Annotated in this window: 13 protein-coding genes; 5 read left to right on the top strand and 8 right to left on the bottom strand. The window is 67.1% G+C overall.

The genetic code is table 11. The annotated features are described in order from the left end of the window. Positions 1-97 precede the first annotated feature (97 nt). From ACUXVE_RS02545 to ACUXVE_RS02535, 3 genes are all read right to left on the bottom strand, one after another. Positions 98-1,399 (bottom strand): aminotransferase class V-fold PLP-dependent enzyme, encoded by a 1,302-nt coding sequence (locus ACUXVE_RS02545; RefSeq protein ID WP_445513752.1) that lies wholly within the window; start codon positions 1,397-1,399, stop codon positions 98-100. Beyond that, positions 1,399-3,804, bottom strand: a complete 2,406-nt coding sequence (locus ACUXVE_RS02540; RefSeq protein WP_445513751.1) for a TonB-dependent receptor plug domain-containing protein — start codon at positions 3,802-3,804, stop codon at positions 1,399-1,401. Before ACUXVE_RS02540 ends, ACUXVE_RS02545 begins: the two co-directional genes overlap by 1 nt. A gap of 144 nt (positions 3,805-3,948) precedes the next feature. Beyond that, positions 3,949-4,548: a hypothetical protein gene (locus ACUXVE_RS02535; protein WP_445513750.1), complete on the bottom strand. Its 600-nt coding sequence runs from the start codon at positions 4,546-4,548 to the stop codon at positions 3,949-3,951. On the opposite strand from ACUXVE_RS02535, the gene ACUXVE_RS02530 reads away from it, so the two are divergent. The 3 genes from ACUXVE_RS02530 (at position 4,517) to ACUXVE_RS02520 (ending at position 7,230) form a co-directional block, all read left to right on the top strand. Next, positions 4,517-5,344: an AraC family transcriptional regulator gene (locus tag ACUXVE_RS02530; RefSeq protein WP_222388201.1), complete on the top strand. Its 828-nt coding sequence runs from the start codon at positions 4,517-4,519 to the stop codon at positions 5,342-5,344. The two genes, ACUXVE_RS02535 and ACUXVE_RS02530, sit on opposite strands and share 32 nt — an antisense overlap. Positions 5,345-5,378: 34 nt before the next feature. After that, positions 5,379-6,440, top strand: a complete 1,062-nt coding sequence (locus tag ACUXVE_RS02525; protein WP_445513749.1) for an alpha/beta hydrolase family protein — start codon at positions 5,379-5,381, stop codon at positions 6,438-6,440. A 118-nt stretch (positions 6,441-6,558) separates the two neighbouring features. Next, positions 6,559-7,230: a VOC family protein gene (locus tag ACUXVE_RS02520; protein WP_445513748.1), complete on the top strand. Its 672-nt coding sequence runs from the start codon at positions 6,559-6,561 to the stop codon at positions 7,228-7,230. 1 nt (position 7,231) lies between these two features. Here the strand turns inward: ACUXVE_RS02520 and ACUXVE_RS02515 are convergent, their stop codons facing one another. From ACUXVE_RS02515 to ACUXVE_RS02500, 4 genes are all read right to left on the bottom strand, one after another. Beyond that, positions 7,232-8,644, bottom strand: a complete 1,413-nt coding sequence (locus ACUXVE_RS02515) for a TPM domain-containing protein (protein ID WP_445513795.1) — start codon at positions 8,642-8,644, stop codon at positions 7,232-7,234. A 178-nt stretch (positions 8,645-8,822) separates the two neighbouring features. Further along, positions 8,823-10,547 carry a peptidoglycan-binding protein gene (locus ACUXVE_RS02510; protein WP_222388197.1) on the bottom strand — a complete coding sequence of 575 codons (1,725 nt, stop codon included), beginning with the start codon at positions 10,545-10,547 and terminating at the stop codon, positions 8,823-8,825. Between the two features lie 114 nt (positions 10,548-10,661). Next, on the bottom strand, positions 10,662-11,237 hold the full coding sequence (locus ACUXVE_RS02505; RefSeq protein WP_445513747.1) for a hypothetical protein: 576 nt from the start codon (positions 11,235-11,237) through the stop codon (positions 10,662-10,664). A 51-nt stretch (positions 11,238-11,288) separates the two neighbouring features. Next, complete coding sequence (locus tag ACUXVE_RS02500; protein WP_222388196.1) at positions 11,289-11,813, bottom strand: hypothetical protein; 525 nt, start codon at positions 11,811-11,813, stop codon at positions 11,289-11,291. A gap of 206 nt (positions 11,814-12,019) precedes the next feature. Here ACUXVE_RS02500 and ACUXVE_RS02495 point away from each other — a divergent pair, with 206 nt between their 5' ends. Beyond that, a complete protein-coding gene (locus tag ACUXVE_RS02495; RefSeq protein WP_222388195.1) occupies positions 12,020-12,646 on the top strand; it encodes a YiiX/YebB-like N1pC/P60 family cysteine hydrolase in 627 nt (208 codons plus the stop codon). A gap of 54 nt (positions 12,647-12,700) precedes the next feature. Here the strand turns inward: ACUXVE_RS02495 and ACUXVE_RS02490 are convergent, their stop codons facing one another. Then, the gene (locus ACUXVE_RS02490) at positions 12,701-12,862 is read right to left on the bottom strand and encodes a hypothetical protein (RefSeq protein WP_164745118.1); all 162 of its coding nucleotides are present in this window, start codon (positions 12,860-12,862) and stop codon (positions 12,701-12,703) included. A 310-nt stretch (positions 12,863-13,172) separates the two neighbouring features. Between ACUXVE_RS02490 and ACUXVE_RS02485 the strand changes: the two genes are divergently transcribed. Then, positions 13,173-14,837 (top strand): AMP-binding protein, encoded by a 1,665-nt coding sequence (locus ACUXVE_RS02485; protein WP_445513746.1) that lies wholly within the window; start codon positions 13,173-13,175, stop codon positions 14,835-14,837. Positions 14,838-14,870 lie beyond the last annotated feature (33 nt).

The raw sequence follows: 14,870 nt of genomic DNA, 5'->3' as shown, positions 1-14,870 counted from the left end.
TGGTTGGCAATGCCCGTTCACGCCATGCGTGGGTACATCTGCAATCGTTGCCACCCCATTTCAGTAGATCCACGCCATGCGTGGACGGGTGTTGCGCCTACCCCAGCGCGGCCAACGCCTGCACCAGCGCATCCATCTGCGCGGGGCCGGTGAATACCGATGGTGTCACCCGCACGCAGGCGCCGGAGTCCAGGCCATCGCGATGGGTGGTGAATATCCGATGTTCATCCAGCAGCCGTTTCTGCAGCGCCAGGTTGTCTTCCACCGAGGCATGGCCACGCAGGCGGAAGCTGGCCAGTGCACTGGCCAGCGCCGGATCCGGCGACGACAGCACCTCGATATGCGCCATCTGCCGCGCCGCCACCGTCCAACGCTCACGCAGGTAGCGCAGCCGCGCCTGCTTGTTCGCTGCGCCGATGCGCTGATGCAGCGCGATGGCCTCCGGCAGCGCCAGATAGGCGGCGAAGTTGACCGTGCCGGTGTGCACGCGACTGCCCACGCGGCCGTCGTCGGTCTCGCCCATGTACGGATCCAGGTCGGCCACGCGTCCTTTGCGCACGTACATCGCGCCCACGCCCACCGGTGCGCCGATCCACTTGTGCAGGTTGATGCCAACGAAATCGGCCTTCAGGTCCGGCACCGCGTAGTCGATCTGGCCAAAGCCATGTGCGGCATCGACAATCACGTCGATGCCGCGCGCCCGCGCACGCTCGGCGAGCTCGGCCACCGGCAGCACCAGCCCATGGCGGTGGCTGACCTGGGTCAGCAGTACCAGTTTCAGGCGCGGCAGGCGCGCGAACGCCTCATCGTAGGCCTGCAGGATCTGCTCATGGGTGGGCACCACCGGCAGTGCGATGCGCTCGACCTGCACGCCACGACGCTGCTGCAACCAGCGCATCGCGTTGATCATGCTGTCGTAGTCGATGTCGGCGTACAGCACCTGGTCGCCCGCGGCCAACCGGTTGTAGCCGCCGATCAGCGCGAGCATCGCTTCGGTGGCGCCACGGGTCAGCGCGATCTCGTCGGCGCCGACGCCAAGCATGTCGGCCACCTGCCGATGCACGGCCACGTACTGCGCCGGGAACGCGTGGCGACCGTACCAGGCATTGCCCCGGTTCACTTCGGCGGTATGCCGCTGGTAGCTGGCCAGGGTCTGCTTGCCCATCGCGCCCCAGTAGCCGTTCTCCAGGTGGTTCACTTCATCGGTGATGTCGAAGTGGCTGGCGACGGCGGCCCAGTACGACTCGTCACGGGCCAGCACATCCGGCGTCGTGGAAGGTGCAGGAATGTCCATCGGCACAGCGTAGCGCGCGGCCGTCGGAGCAGCCAGCGCGGCAAGCGCCGCACTGGCCGGCAGCAGCGCGCCGGCACGCAGCAGGGAACGGCGGCGGCTGTCCATCAGAAGGTCAGCCGGTACTGCGCGTACACGTTGGCGCCGTCGGTGTCGTACGGCGCGTTGCGCGAATAGACCAGGCCACGGCTGGCCTGGAAGGTGGCTTCATCCGGGTAGCGGTCGAACACGTTGTCGGCACCCACGCGCAGACTGTGGTGTTCGTTGATGCGATAGCCCACGGCCAGGTCGAGGAAGGTCATCGCACCGAACTGCTGGTAGATATCGCCGGTGGCGTTGCCGGTAGAGTCGGTCCACTTGCCGTAATAGCGCACGCGTGCCATCAACGACCACGCGCCGACGTCCCAACTGCCGGTGAAGCTGCCCTTGTGCTCGGGCAGGCGGTCTTCGAACAGCACGCGCTGGGTTTCGTTGGTGGCCACCGAGGTGCTGCCGTTGTCGACGCGGGTCTGGTTGTAGTTGTATGCCAGGGTCAGCGTCATCCGCCCTGCGCCGAGGTCGCGCAGGTAGTTGCCGACCACATCCACGCCGGTGGTGGTGGTGTCGAAATCGTTGGTGAAGTAGTTCACCGAGGTATAGCCCAGCGGGTTCGGCGTGCCGGCCGGAATGGCGAAGCTGGCCGACTGGCTGAAGCGGTCGCTGAGCGTGATCCGGTAGACATCGACCGACCCGGACAGGCCCAGGTCGGTGCGCCAGGTCAGGCCCAGCGAGGCCGTGCGCGATTCTTCCGGGGTCAGCGGCTTGGCACCCAGCAGCTGCGCCAACGGATCGCTGGGCGACAGGCGGCCGCTGGTGAAGATCTGCAGCGTGCGCGTGTCCAGGCCCTGGGTGGTGCTGGTGGTGTTGAGCTGGGCCGGCGTGGGCGCGCGGAAGCCGGTGGAGAGCGTGCCGCGCAACGCCACGTCCGGGGTGATCGCAAAACGTGCCGACAGCTTGCCATCCACCGTGCTGCCGAAGCTGGAGAAGTCTTCATAGCGACCGGCCGCGCCGATGCTCCAGCGCTCGCCCAGCGGCACTTCCATGTCCACGTAGGCGGCCTTGCTGCGCTGGCTCCACTGCCCGGCCTGGCTGGCCGAGAAGCCCGGCGCGCCGTTGGAATTGGCTTCCAGGCCCGCCGCAGCGCCACGGCCCACCGCATACGAGGCCGGGTCGCCGGCGCGCACCTGGTAGGTCTCCTGGCGGAATTCGGCACCGAAGGCGACGTTGACCGGCTTCGACAGCGCAGCCACGTCCCATTCGTAGTTGAAGTCCGCATTGGCGTTCTTCTCGGTCTGGGTCAGCCGGCCGAGGTCGAAGGAGGTCGGGCTGTCCGGCCCCAGCGAGGCGTTGATGGAGTTGTCCAGGCTGTAGTCGATGGCATTGCGGCCATACGAGGCGCTCAGGTCCCAGCGCAGCCTGGGGGTGATCTCACCCCGCAGGCCCGCGACCAGCTGCAGGTCGTTCTGGGTGTTGCCGTACTGCGGGCTGAAGCCCACCGGATACAGCGAGCGCAGGTTCCAGCCCGGGAAGATGCTGGTCGTACGGTACGCGCCGGTGGTGGTATCGGGGTTGCGCCAGTTGAAATCGCTGACGCCGTCGCTGTGGCTGTACAGGCCGAAGGCATACAACTCCAGGGTGTCGCTGGCATTGGCCTTCAGGTTGAAGCCCACGCGGCGGCTTTCCAGCTCCGGCTGGCCCCAGCGCTGCACCGGGTTGGGCACGTCCAGTTCGGGATGCGCGGCCTGGAAGGCGATGGCGTCGGGACGCTGGCGCGTGCGTGAGGTCGCGTCGGAGTTGGACGATTCGGCGAACAGGGCGAGGCCGCCGTAGTCGCCCAGCGCCCAGCCGGTGCGCGCACTGAAGTCGCGCGAGGCGCCATCGCCCTGCGCGTACTGCGAATAGCCCGCAGTGATCTCGGTGCCCGGGCTGTCCTCCAGGATGATGTTGATGACACCGGCGATGGCATCCGAGCCGTACTGCGCCGACGCCCCATCGCGCAGCACTTCGATGCGCTTGATGGCGCTGGTTGGAATCTGCGCCAGGTCGGCGGCCTGTGCGCCGCGGTTGCCAAGCAACGCACTGCGATGGAAGCGGCGGCCGTTGACCAGCACCAGCGTCTGGTCCGGCGACAGGCCACGCAGCGTGGCCGGGCGCACGAATACCTGGCCATCGGCCATCGGCAGGCGCTGCACCACGAACGAAGGCACCAGCTGCGCCAGCACGTCCTTCAGGTCGGTGGAGTCGACCGACTGGATGTCCTGCTTGGTGAACACGTCCACCGGCGCCAGGGTTTCAAACTGGGTGCGGTTGGAGGCACGGGTACCGGTGACCAGCATCGCATCGAGCTGGGTGGGCGCAGCGGCGTTGCCACTGCTGCTGGTGCCTGCCGTTCCGGCATCTGCAGCGATCGCGCCTCCTGCGCTGACCAGACCAAGGGCGAGGAGGATGGAACGCGACAGCTTCGAACGATGCACGGCAGGACTCCGGGAAGGCACGACAGGGCCAGGTAGGACCTGGACAAGGCGCGCAGTCTCGGGGCGGGATGTGAAGCAGCGATGACGTGGAGACGACAGTTGCGACCGCTGGAGGTGCAGCCGCCGCCCATGCCTGGCTCTGCGCTATGCAGTGTCGTCGTCGAAGCCGAAGACGGCGGGCCGCACCGTGCGCAGCGGAATGATCAGCGCGATCACGAAAACGAACAGGAAAGGCGCGGAGAGGATGGCAGTGTCCTCGGTTCCGAAGGCAATCAGGTTCACCTGCAGTTGGCCGATCCACTCAAGGTCCATGAGCACCAGCACAAGGCCACCGATGGTGGGGCACGGCAGGCCGCCATGGCCTGCCATCAACAACGTGGGCGCCAGCAGTGCTGCCAGCAATGAAAACATCACCCGGTACAGCCAGGGGTCCCCGCGCCAGCGCGGTGCCCGCCGCCACATGAGCACCAGCAGCGCCAGTGGCAGCAGCGCCGGCAGCAGGGCAATCGCAATGATCATCACCATGCGGCGATCTGCGCGGTCTGGCTGATAGCGGTGACGTCCGGCATGTCCCTGGCCTCGATCGTGTCCATGAAGACCGCATTGTTGCCGGTGCAACGGCAAACGCAAAGCCCTGCCGGCGCAAGAACTGCTAAGCGCCCCACCCCGTCGATCCGGTACGCTGCCCGGCATTCGAATGAGGGACAGCGCGATGAGCGCGGCCGGCAAAGCGTTGTGGTACATCGAAAGCCATGCCGACAAGCCGCTGGCGCTGGCCGACATCGCGGCAGCCGCCGGACTGTCGCCCTTCCACCTGTCACGCCTGTTCCAGGCCCGCACCGGCACGTCGGTGGTGCGCTACCTGCGCGGACGCCGCCTGACCGCCGCCGCGCAACAGCTGGCCAACGGTGCCGGCGACATCCTGCAGGTGGCGTTGGCAGCCGGCTACAGCACGCATGCCGCGTTCACCCGTGCCTTCTGCGAGCAGTTCGGGCAGACCCCGGAGCGCGTGCGCGAGCAGGGCCTGCAGGAACTGGCACTGGTGCACGCGATCCGCCTCGACGACGCGCCACAGGCCTGCACCGAGGCGCCCAGGCTGATCGACTGCACGCCCTTCCAGGTGGCCGGCATCGGCATGCGCCACAGCCGCGACAGCGGCGGTGCGATTCCCGGGCAGTGGGCACAGCTCAACCGCGAATGGCCAACACCGGCGCCGGTCAGTTTCGGTGTGTGCTGCAACAGCGACGACGAGGGTGGCTTCGACTACATCGCAGCCTTGCCGGTGAATGCACTGCCATCGGTGCCTGCACACTGGCAGCGGGTGGATGTGCCTGCGCGCCGTTACCTGGTGGCCTGGCATGGCGGCCATATCTCCACCATCCGCTCGACCTGGTTCTGGCTGCTGGACCAGTACCTGCCGGCCAGCGACCTCCACCTGACCGACGCGCCGGATCTTGAACGCTACGACACCCGCTTCGACGAGCATACCGGCCATGGCGGCGTGGAGATCTGGCTGCCGGTCGATCACCGTCCTGACTGACCCGGAGAAACCGATGATGCGCGCGACACGATGGATGTTGACACTGCTGCTGGCTGCTCTGGCGCCGATGGCGATGGCGGCCGCTCCCACCATTGCCGGTGAACGTCATGGCGCGACAACGCTGAACAGCGCGGCGATCCGCGACGGTGCTCGGCGCGAGGTGCTGCGCTTCACCGTGTGGTACCCGGCAATGCCAGGCGGCGAAGAAACGCCGCTGACCATCGGGCCACCGGATGCGCCGCTGTTCGAGGTGGGGCGCGCGGCGAAGGATGCCCCCATTGCCGGCGGGCGCCTGCCAACCCTGTTGCTGTCGCATGGCAATGGCGGCACCGCGCGCATGATGGGGTGGCTGGGCACCGCGCTGGCGCGGGCCGGCTACCTGGTGATCGCCGTGGACCACCCCGGCAACAACGGCGCCGATGAGATGACGCTGGCCGGCAGCGTGCTGACCTGGCTGCGCGCCGACGACCTGAAGGCGGCGCTGGCGGCCGTGCAGGCCGACCCGCAGCTTGGGCCACATGTTGATGCATCGCGGCTGGGCGTGGTGGGCTATTCCGCCGGTGGCTTCACCGCACTGCTCAGCGCCGGCGCACGGCCGGACATGACGCGGCTGCTGGCGTTCTGCCAGGCGCACGCGGACGACGGCGTGTGCAGGCCGCAGCAGGAAGCGGCCGCGCATACGATGGCGGAGCGTCTTGCTGCGGCGGCGTCACCGCAACTGCAACCGTATGTGCAGCATGCACAGGATGATCGTTCGATTGCCGGCGTGCGCGCGGTGTTCGTGCTGGCGCCCGCCATCGTGCAGGCGTTTGCACCGGAGCAGCTGAAGGCGTTGCGGCAGCCGGTGATGATCGTGCTGGGTTCAGCGGATGAAGTGGCGCCGCCAGCGACCAACGGTGATGTGGCGGCGGCACTGATTCCGAAAGCAACGCTGCACGCGCTGCCCGGTGTCGGCCACTACGATTTCCTGTCTGCCTGCACGCCGCTGGCAGATGAGCGGCTGCAGGCGCTGTGCATGACTGCGGTACCGAAGGAGCGGACGCATGCCGTGGCGGTGGAAGACGCGGTGCGCTTCTTCGGGGAAGCCTTGCGCTGAAGACAGTCGAGCACGGCTCGATGCCAGGGCTGGCAACAACGATTCGTTGCGCAGGTGATGACGCGGCGCAAAGGTGCGCGGGACTACACTGCCCCCAGCGCTCCACGGAGGATCGATCATGCGCCTGTTGCATCTCTCCCTGCCGGTATCCGATGTTGCCAGCGTCGCCGCGTACTTCCGCGACGTGCTGCAGCTGGAGGTGGCCGGCGACCAGGTCCGCATCGGCTGGAGCACGATCCAGCTGCAACCGGCCAATGGCCGTCCGGTAGGCGGCGTGCACCTGGCCTTCAATGTGCCGGACAACCGCTTCGCCGACGCCATGAGCTGGCTGCGTGCGCGCACGCCGTTGCAATGCAGTCCGGAAGGGCTGGACTACTTCGCACTGGAAAGCAGCTGGCAGTCGCAGTCGGTGTATTTCACCGGACCCGATGGCCTGATCCTGGAACTGATCGGCCGCAGGCGCTTGCCGGCCAGCGACCGCAGTGGCGCCTTCCATGGCAGCGAACTGACCTGCCTGAGCGAGGTCGGCCTGCCCAGCCATGATGTCGATGCGGTGCGCGAACAATCCAACCAACGCTTCGGCCTGCGGCCGATCAGCCCGCCGTCGCCCCAGTTCGCGCCGATGGGCGATGACGAGGGCCTGTTGATCGTAGTCGCTGCCGATCGCCGTTGGTTCCCCGAGCAGAAGGACCTGCCCAACGCGCAGGGCCTGCAGCTGCAGGTGGCCGATGTGAGCGGCAGCGGCGAACTGCACGATGGCGCGCTGGGCTGGCGGGTGCAGGCGGCCTGAGCTACCAGCTGCCCGAGGCGCCACCGCCTCCGCTGCGGCCGCCACCACCGGACCAGTCGCTGGAACTGCTTGAGGACGAACTGGACGAGGAGGTGCTGGAGGAGGAGCGGTAGCCTCTGGACGAACCCCGGCCGCCGCGGGCTTTTTCGCCGGGCAGCAGAGTGAACACCCAGATGAAGTACAGGAACAGCGTGCCCATGCTGGACACGATCGTCGCCAGCACGCGGGCATTCTCGTCGCCGGCACGGTCGATCGCCAGCAGCGCGCCCAGCGCATAGCCACCGGTCAGCAGCGCCAGCACCACCAAGCGGATGGCGAAGCTGTTGCGGTTCTTCCGCCAACGCGCGCGACCGGCCTGCACCAGGAAGAACACCAGCATGGCGGCGATGCCGACCGCCAGGTTCAGCAGCGTGTGCAGCGCAAGGCTGGGCGGCAACTGGCCGCGCACCAGCATCACCGCGTAGAAGCCGATGCTGACGGCCAGCATGCCGTACAGCACGATGCGTACGCCGCCGCTGCGACGCCAGCACCAGCCCAGCAGGGTTGCCACCGGTACGGCGGGCAGCAGCACGAACAACAACGCCGGCAGCACGTGGCGCGGCAGCAGCAGCGACGCAGAAAGCCCCCCCGCGGCAATCACCGCCGTCACCAGCAGCGGTCTGCCCCACGCAGGCAATGTCGGCCACGTTGACCTGGGCATCGCCGCATTGGCTGCCAGTGCTTTGCGCCGCCGCTCGCGGCGGTTACCGATGAAATCGGCTTCGGTCCTGGTCGCCAGCAGAGGCGGTGGCGATCGCCACAGACCGGCCAGGAAGCCCGCCAGCAACGTCAGCGCGACGACTGAATCCCCCGTGCGCCAGTCCGCGGGCAACACGTTGCGTGCCGACGGATCGTCCCAGGGCGGCAGTTGCTCGCCGTCGACCAGCGCAACCAGCACGTGGGTGCCGTCCAGCACGCCCTGGTCCATGTCTCCCTCGCGCAGCCGCGGCACGATCGCCTTGTCGATGATCCGCGCGGCATAGGCATCGGGAATGGTGCCTTCCAGGCCATAGCCGGTCTGGATGCGTACGCGCCGATCCTGCACCGCCACCAGCAGCAGCACGCCGTCATCGACACCGGCGCGGCCCAGCTGCCATTGGTCGAAGACCCGCTGTGCATAGGCTTCGATGCCTTCCTCGCCAACGCTGGGCACCACCAGCACCTGCAGTTGCGCGCCCTTGCGTGCCTGCAGCTGCAATGCCTGCTCGCGCAGCGCGGCGCGGGTGCTGGCGGACAGCGCATTGGCGGTGTCCATCACCGGGTCATTCAACGCGGGGACCGGGGCTGCCGCCAGCGCCAGCAGCGGCAGCAGGCAGAGCAGCAGTGCAAGCCATGCCCAGTGCCCTGCGTTGCGCCACTGCCGCAGCCGCCTCATGGGGCTGCCGCGCTCTGCACGTGCAGCGCACGACGTGGGGCCGACCCGTTGCTCGGCAATGACGGTGGTACACATGCTTCGGAACGGCATCGGTGTATTTCCTCACCCCGGAAAGGGAAAAGCCGGCCGGGTCGCCCCGGCCGGCCTCCTTTACCACACACCTCTTGTCAGGCAGCGCTCAACGGCCCATGGCCACTCGCTGCTGCTCGTCCTGCACGTGCTGCTGCGAGGGCTCATGCTTGGCCAGCAGTGCAGCACTGGTCTCCTGCACGCTTGGCGCCGTCTGGGTCATGTCCACCGCAGTGCGGAAGCCGGGAACGGTGCCCATCACGAATGCCTTGCCATCCTGCAAGGTCACGCCCTGCAGCTTCTCCGGCGAATCAATGCCAGCGGCCTTGGCCTGGGCAGTCACATGGGCGGCCATCTCGTTGCAGATCATGCCCGGCATGTGGCCGCGGATCGCGTTGTGCAGCGGCGTATCCGGATGCGCCTTGTCGCCCAGTTGCGGCCCTTTCGGCGCCGCCTCGGCATGGCTGCGGCCTTCGGCCAGCTTGCCCAGCGTGGCCGGACCGGCCACGCCGTCGGCGGAGAGCCCGTGCTGCTTCTGGTAGGCAGTCAGCGCATCGCGGGTATTGGCACCAAAGTTGCCATCCTCGCTCAGCCGGTTGCCGTGGCTGTCGCGCACGCCCAAGCGGTTGAGCTCCTTCTGCATGGCAGTCACTTCCTCGCCCTTGGCGCCCTGGCGCAGTACACCGCCGTGGTCGCCATCGTGCGCATGGCCACCCTTGCCGGTTTCCTTCAGCTTGCCCTGGTCCCAGAAATCCTGCGGGCTGACCAGCTTGCCGTGCGGATCCTTCAACTGGTAATGCACGTGCTGGGCATACTGCCCTGCACCACCGGGGCCACGCCCACCCATGGTGCCGATCGGTTCGCCGGCCTTGATCGGCTGGCCCTCCTTCACCTGGGTCGACTGCAGGTGCAGGATCTCGTGCGAGTTGCCCTGCGCATCTCTGATCTTCACCGTGCCGTAGTCGCCACCGACAAAGGTCACCGTGCCGGAAATCGGCGCGTTGACGGTCGGATGCTGCAGGTTGCGGCCGTGCTGGCCACCGACGTAGTTGAAGTCGGTGCCGCCGTGCGGCTTGTGCGCACGGTGTTCGCCGAACTCACCGGTAACGTGCGGCTTGACCCCGTTCTGCGGGGGCAGCATCACCTGCATGGTCTGCTCGAAGGTGCGGGTCTGGCCTTCAGCATGTGCCGCTGCCGGCTTGGCCTGCGCCTGTGCAGCGGCGCCCACGGCGGCTGCGGTCTGGCCACCCTGGGACTGGCCGTGGGTCTGCGCCAGGCGCTGCTCCACGAACTGCTCGTACCTGTCCACGTATGGCATCACCTTCTTTTCGGAAAGGTTGAGGCCGCCGTAGTCGCGGGTCGGGCCATCGTGATGGTACTTGTAGATGTATTCCTCGCCCTGGCCGCGCTTGTGTGCCAGGTTGCGGTTGTCGATGTAGTGGTCAACCAATGCATCGGACTGGGCGCCGACGTCGAAGCGGTTGCGGTTGTTGAGGTGGTAGTGATTGCCGGTCTTGTCGATGAACTGGCCCAGGCCCGAGGCCGAGGTGGTGCCTGCGGCAGCATCGGGGTTGAATCCCGATTCCACGCGGGCGATGGCCAGTACATGTGCGGTTTCGCGCGGGGTCAGTCCCTTCTCGCGCGCCGACTCGATGAGCGTGTCGATCACCCGTGACTGCACCTCCGGGGTCGCATCGCCCCAGCGGCGGGAGTTCCCGTGCAGGCGCCCGTCGCTCTGGTCGATCGGCTCGCGGTAGTGGCTCCACGATTTGATGCGGTCACTGCTGTAGGCCGCCCCGCGGGGCTGGACCATGTCCTGGTAGATGTCTGCCATGTCTGTGCTATCCATTCTATGAAAAAGGGAATTTCCTTAAGGGGTACTGCTCCTGGTACTTCCGGTGTTGCGGTACTGCGCTCGCAGCGCACATGCGACGTCCTGCCGCTGCGCTCAGTCTTCGATGTAGTTCACCTCCGGGTGCTTGATGCCGAGCGTGTCGATCAGCTTCTCGTACTCGTCGTTGTTGGGCTCCTGCTCATCGCCTTCCGTGCCACGCAGCGGCGGCGTGCTGTGGGTCAGCTGGCGGCCACTGGCGTCGTACAGGTAGTACCACTCGCAGAAGCTGCAGCCGAACGGCAGTTCACCGTACTGCACGACGAAATACGGCGTGCCGCTCCGGTCCTGCACGCAGGCCAGGCCGACGGCGGTGTAGCCGTCCATTTCCTTGGGTACGGCAATGGCCTGGCGTGTGCCGTCCTTTTCGATTTCCAGCGTGGTCAGCCGGGAAGCGTCCGTGTCTTGGGTGGGCAGGGCCGCCAGGTGCAGGCGGGTGCCTTGGCAATCGATATGCATGCCGGTCTCATCGCGCGTAGGGGAGGTGGGAAGGGCAGCGGCCGCGGCAGCAGGTGCGGCCGGCGTCGTTGCCGGGTTCGAAGAAGCAGGGGTCGCCGCCGGCGCGGATGCCTCCGGGCCGCTGCAGGCAGCGAGCATCAGGGCCAGCACGGGGGCGACGGGAAACAGGCGCATGCGATGCTCCTTGGTGAACCACGCGACCCCCGCAGGCGGTCGCGCGGAGGATCAGATCGATTCGTCCTCACGCTTGACCAGCTGCCAGCACGGCTTCTGGGCAAAGGTGTAGGTCTGCTGGTCGCTGGTATCGGGAGTGCGCATCTGCACCTGCACCTGTCCGTCAGGCAGACGGGTGACCTGCATCTGGCGACCCTGCCGCTGCAGCGTGGCCGGATCCGGCATCACCGGCCATTCGACCTTGGCCAGTGGCACTTTCTCCTCCACCTTGCGCGGCTCCGGCTCGGCTTCGGCGTCGATGTGGCTGTCCAGCAGCGGATCAGCCGTGGACGTTTCCTGCAACGCGATCTCGTTGCCGAAGTGCTTGAGGAACTCGTCGAAGACCGGATGCGGGCAGTTGCCAGCGGCCTCTGCCGCGGTCGTGGCGGCCGGTGCGACGGGCGTCGTGGCCGCAGCCGTGCTGGTCGGAGCGGGTGCGGCGGCATCAGCGGGGGCAGCCTGCGGGGCGGGCTTGCAGCCCGACAGCGCAAGCCCCAACGCAAGGGCAAGCAGGGCAACGGGGCGAAGCTGGTTCACGGGATCCTCCTGATTCCGGGCGGTCGCGCGCGGTTCCGGCGCGGTAGGGAGGCAAGGATAGCCATGCCTTTGTCAATTCAGTTTCAACACACGCTGTCAGGAATATCCCGACACTCAGAAATGAGATGGATATCACATTATTATTGAAGCCATCGTCGTCGCGGCTGCCGCTAGACTACCCCGCCCCCCGCTTTGACCCTGGCCCGATGCGCGTATTCCTGCTTGTCCTCTCCCTGCTGGTACCTGCGCTGTGGCCCTGCTCGGTGGCCGCGTTGGAGGTCCAGGAAGGCGACCTGCTGTTCGTCACCGCCGGCCATGGCGGCCTGAGTGCGGCCATCGACGATGCGACCGGAAAACAAGGCGCGCCCAGCTTCGACCATGTCGCGCTGGTGGCCTCGGCACCGCAGGGCTGGGAGGTGCTGCACGCCGATGAGAAGGGCTCGCGCCGGCAGACGCTGGAACAGTTCCGCGAGGACGCGAGAGGCAAGCAGCGGCAGATCGTGGTCTATCGCCTGCGTGCGCCGCCGGACAATGCCATCGCCGATGCCGTGGCCACCGCGCGCACGATGCTGGGCAAACCGTACAACACGGCCTACGTGTTGAACGACGACAGTTACTACTGCTCGGATTTCATCGAGCGCGCGTTCCGTGCGCACCATGTGTTCGCACTGCAGCCGATGAACTTCCGCAACCCGCAGACCGGTGAGATCTCCCGGCACTGGGTTGATCTGTATCGCGGCATGGGCATGGAGGTGCCGCAGGGCCTGCCCGGTACCAACCCCAACGACATGTCTGCAGCACCGGCGCTGCAGCGGATCGGCGTACTGGAATAAGCGAAGCCCCGCGCGGGGCGGGGCTTCGTAGGTGATGGATGGCGGCTGCCAGGATCACTCTTCCTCGTCCTGCCCGCCCTGCTGCTGGTTCTGGTTGCGCTTCTGCTGTTCCTGCTGCTGTTGCTGCTGCTGGTCGCGGCCGCGCCCCTGCTGCTGATCCTGCTGGTTCTGCTGGCCCTGCTGCTTCTGGTTCGGGTTCTGGTTCTGCTGTGCCATGTCCGATCTCCAAATGCCACGCGCGGAATGCGGTGGACGGGGCAATCGTCGGCAGCGATGAGTTAACCATGCGTTGTGAGCGGGCTACACCCATGTGTACGTGCGTGAATGAACCGGCGCCAGCCCTTGCGGCACAAGCGACTGAAGGATTCATGCGGGTTTGGCATGTCGTCATGCTGCAGTCGGAAACGAACGCATTCAGCGTTCTTGCCCGGCGCGGCGCGCGCAGCGGCGGCCTACGCCCATGGTCCCATTTGCAGCATGCAGGGCCGCCGCCTATCGTCGGAATGACGTCACCCCGGAGATGCGCATGGCCCGCGACACTGCAGCACGCCCCACCTACGAACAGGCACTGGCCGATTTCAGCATCGAGCGCGGACAGCGACAGTTGCACGGTGACCTGCAGACCGGCATCAACGCCTGCGTGGAGTGCTGCGACCGCCACTGCGGCCGCAATGCGCTGGCGCTGCGCTGGGTGGACGCCCACGGTGCCCTGCATCGGTACACCTTCGAGGACCTGCGCGATGCCTCTGCGCGTGTTGCCCGGGTGCTGGCCGCGCAGGGCATCGGCAAGGGCGATGTGGTGGCCGGCCTGCTGCCGCGTACACCGGACCTGCTGGCGACCATCCTCGGCACCTGGCGGGTGGGTGCGATCTACCAGCCGCTGTTCACTGCGTTCGGCCCCAAGGCCATCGAAACACGGTTGAAAACCGGGCGCACCGCATTGGTGGTGACCGACAGCGCAAACCGCAGCAAGCTGGACGAGGTCGATGGCTGCCCGCCGGTCGCCACCCTCCTGGCACCGGAGCAGACACTACGTGCCGGCGACATCGACTGGACCGCACGCACCGCCGATGCCACACCTGATTTCGCGCCGGTGATGCTGCGCGGCGATGCGCTGATGGCACTGCTGTCCACCTCCGGCACCACCGGCAGCCCCAAGGGCGTGCCGGTGCCGCTGCGCGCATTGCTGGCTTTTGCCAGTTACATGCAGTTGGCCGTGGACCTGCGCCCAGAGGACGTGTTCTGGAACATCGCCGATCCCGGCTGGGCCTATGGGCTGTATTACGCCGTGATCGGCCCGCTGCTGCTGGGCCAGGCCACCACCTTCAGCGAAGCCGGTTTCAGCGTGCAGGGGCTGAACTCCATCGTCGCGCGGCTGGGTGTCACCAATCTTGCCGGCTCGCCCACAGCGTACCGGCAGATCATCGCCGCCGGGCCCGAGGCCAGTGCGACCATCAACGGCAAGCTGCGGGTGGTGAGCAGCGCCGGCGAACCGCTGAACCCGGAGATCGCCCGTTGGTTCGCCGCCCATCTGGGCACCACGGTGCTCGACCACTACGGCCAGACCGAGACCGGCATGGTGGTCAACAACCACCACGCACTGGACCACGCCGTGCGATCGGGATCATCGGGCTTTGCGATGCCCGGTTACCGCGTGGCGGTACTGGATGATGCCGGCAACGAACTGCCGCCGCGCACGCCCGGCATCCTCGCCGTGGACCTGCAGCAGTCGCCGATCATGTGGTTCACCGGCTACTACGGTGCCGACACACCGGCGCTGGGCGATCGCTACTACCTCACCGGAGATTCGGTGGAATGCGAGGACGACGGCTCGATCAGTTTCATCGGCCGCTCGGACGACCTGATCACCTCGTCGGGCTATCGCATCGGTCCATTCGATGTGGAGAGCGTGCTGATGGAACACCCTGCGGTGGCGGAAACGGCGGTGATCGGCGTACCCGATCCAGAGCGCACCGAGATCGTCAAAGCGTTCGTGGTCCTGCGCGCTGGGTTCAGCGGCAGCGACACGCTGGCGCAGGAACTGCAGCAGCATGTGCGGCGACGGCTGTCCGCCCATGCGTACCCGCGCCAGGTGGCGTTCGTGGCGGAACTGCCGAAGACGCCCAGCGGCAAGCTGCAGCGCTTCCTGCTGCGCAAGGCCGAGATCGAGAAGCAGGCGGCGGCTGGCTGACGGTCTCCGGGGTCGGATCCTCTCCAGCGGAGA

This window comes from Stenotrophomonas sp. 3(2025) (genome assembly GCF_052665395.1).
Note: the sequence above shows the minus strand (reverse complement) of the source record. Positions and strands in the feature narration are given on the sequence as shown.

Bases quoted from the DNA above. Each gene is read 5' to 3' on its own strand.
- ACUXVE_RS02545 (WP_445513752.1), bottom strand. From the start codon at position 1,399: ATGGACAGCCGCCGCCGTTCCCTGCTGCGTGCCGGCGCGCTGCTGCCG.
- ACUXVE_RS02530 (WP_222388201.1), top strand. From the start codon at position 4,517: ATGAGCGCGGCCGGCAAAGCGTTGTGGTACATCGAAAGCCATGCCGAC.
- ACUXVE_RS02535 (WP_445513750.1), bottom strand. From the start codon at position 4,548: ATGTACCACAACGCTTTGCCGGCCGCGCTCATCGCGCTGTCCCTCATT.
- ACUXVE_RS02525 (WP_445513749.1), top strand. From the start codon at position 5,379: ATGTTGACACTGCTGCTGGCTGCTCTGGCGCCGATGGCGATGGCGGCC.
- ACUXVE_RS02520 (WP_445513748.1), top strand. From the start codon at position 6,559: ATGCGCCTGTTGCATCTCTCCCTGCCGGTATCCGATGTTGCCAGCGTC.
- ACUXVE_RS02515 (WP_445513795.1), bottom strand. From the start codon at position 8,644: ATGAGGCGGCTGCGGCAGTGGCGCAACGCAGGGCACTGGGCATGGCTT.
- ACUXVE_RS02510 (WP_222388197.1), bottom strand. From the start codon at position 10,547: ATGGCAGACATCTACCAGGACATGGTCCAGCCCCGCGGGGCGGCCTAC.
- ACUXVE_RS02505 (WP_445513747.1), bottom strand. From the start codon at position 11,237: ATGCGCCTGTTTCCCGTCGCCCCCGTGCTGGCCCTGATGCTCGCTGCC.
- ACUXVE_RS02495 (WP_222388195.1), top strand. From the start codon at position 12,020: ATGCGCGTATTCCTGCTTGTCCTCTCCCTGCTGGTACCTGCGCTGTGG.
- ACUXVE_RS02490 (WP_164745118.1), bottom strand. From the start codon at position 12,862: ATGGCACAGCAGAACCAGAACCCGAACCAGAAGCAGCAGGGCCAGCAG.
- ACUXVE_RS02485 (WP_445513746.1), top strand. From the start codon at position 13,173: ATGGCCCGCGACACTGCAGCACGCCCCACCTACGAACAGGCACTGGCC.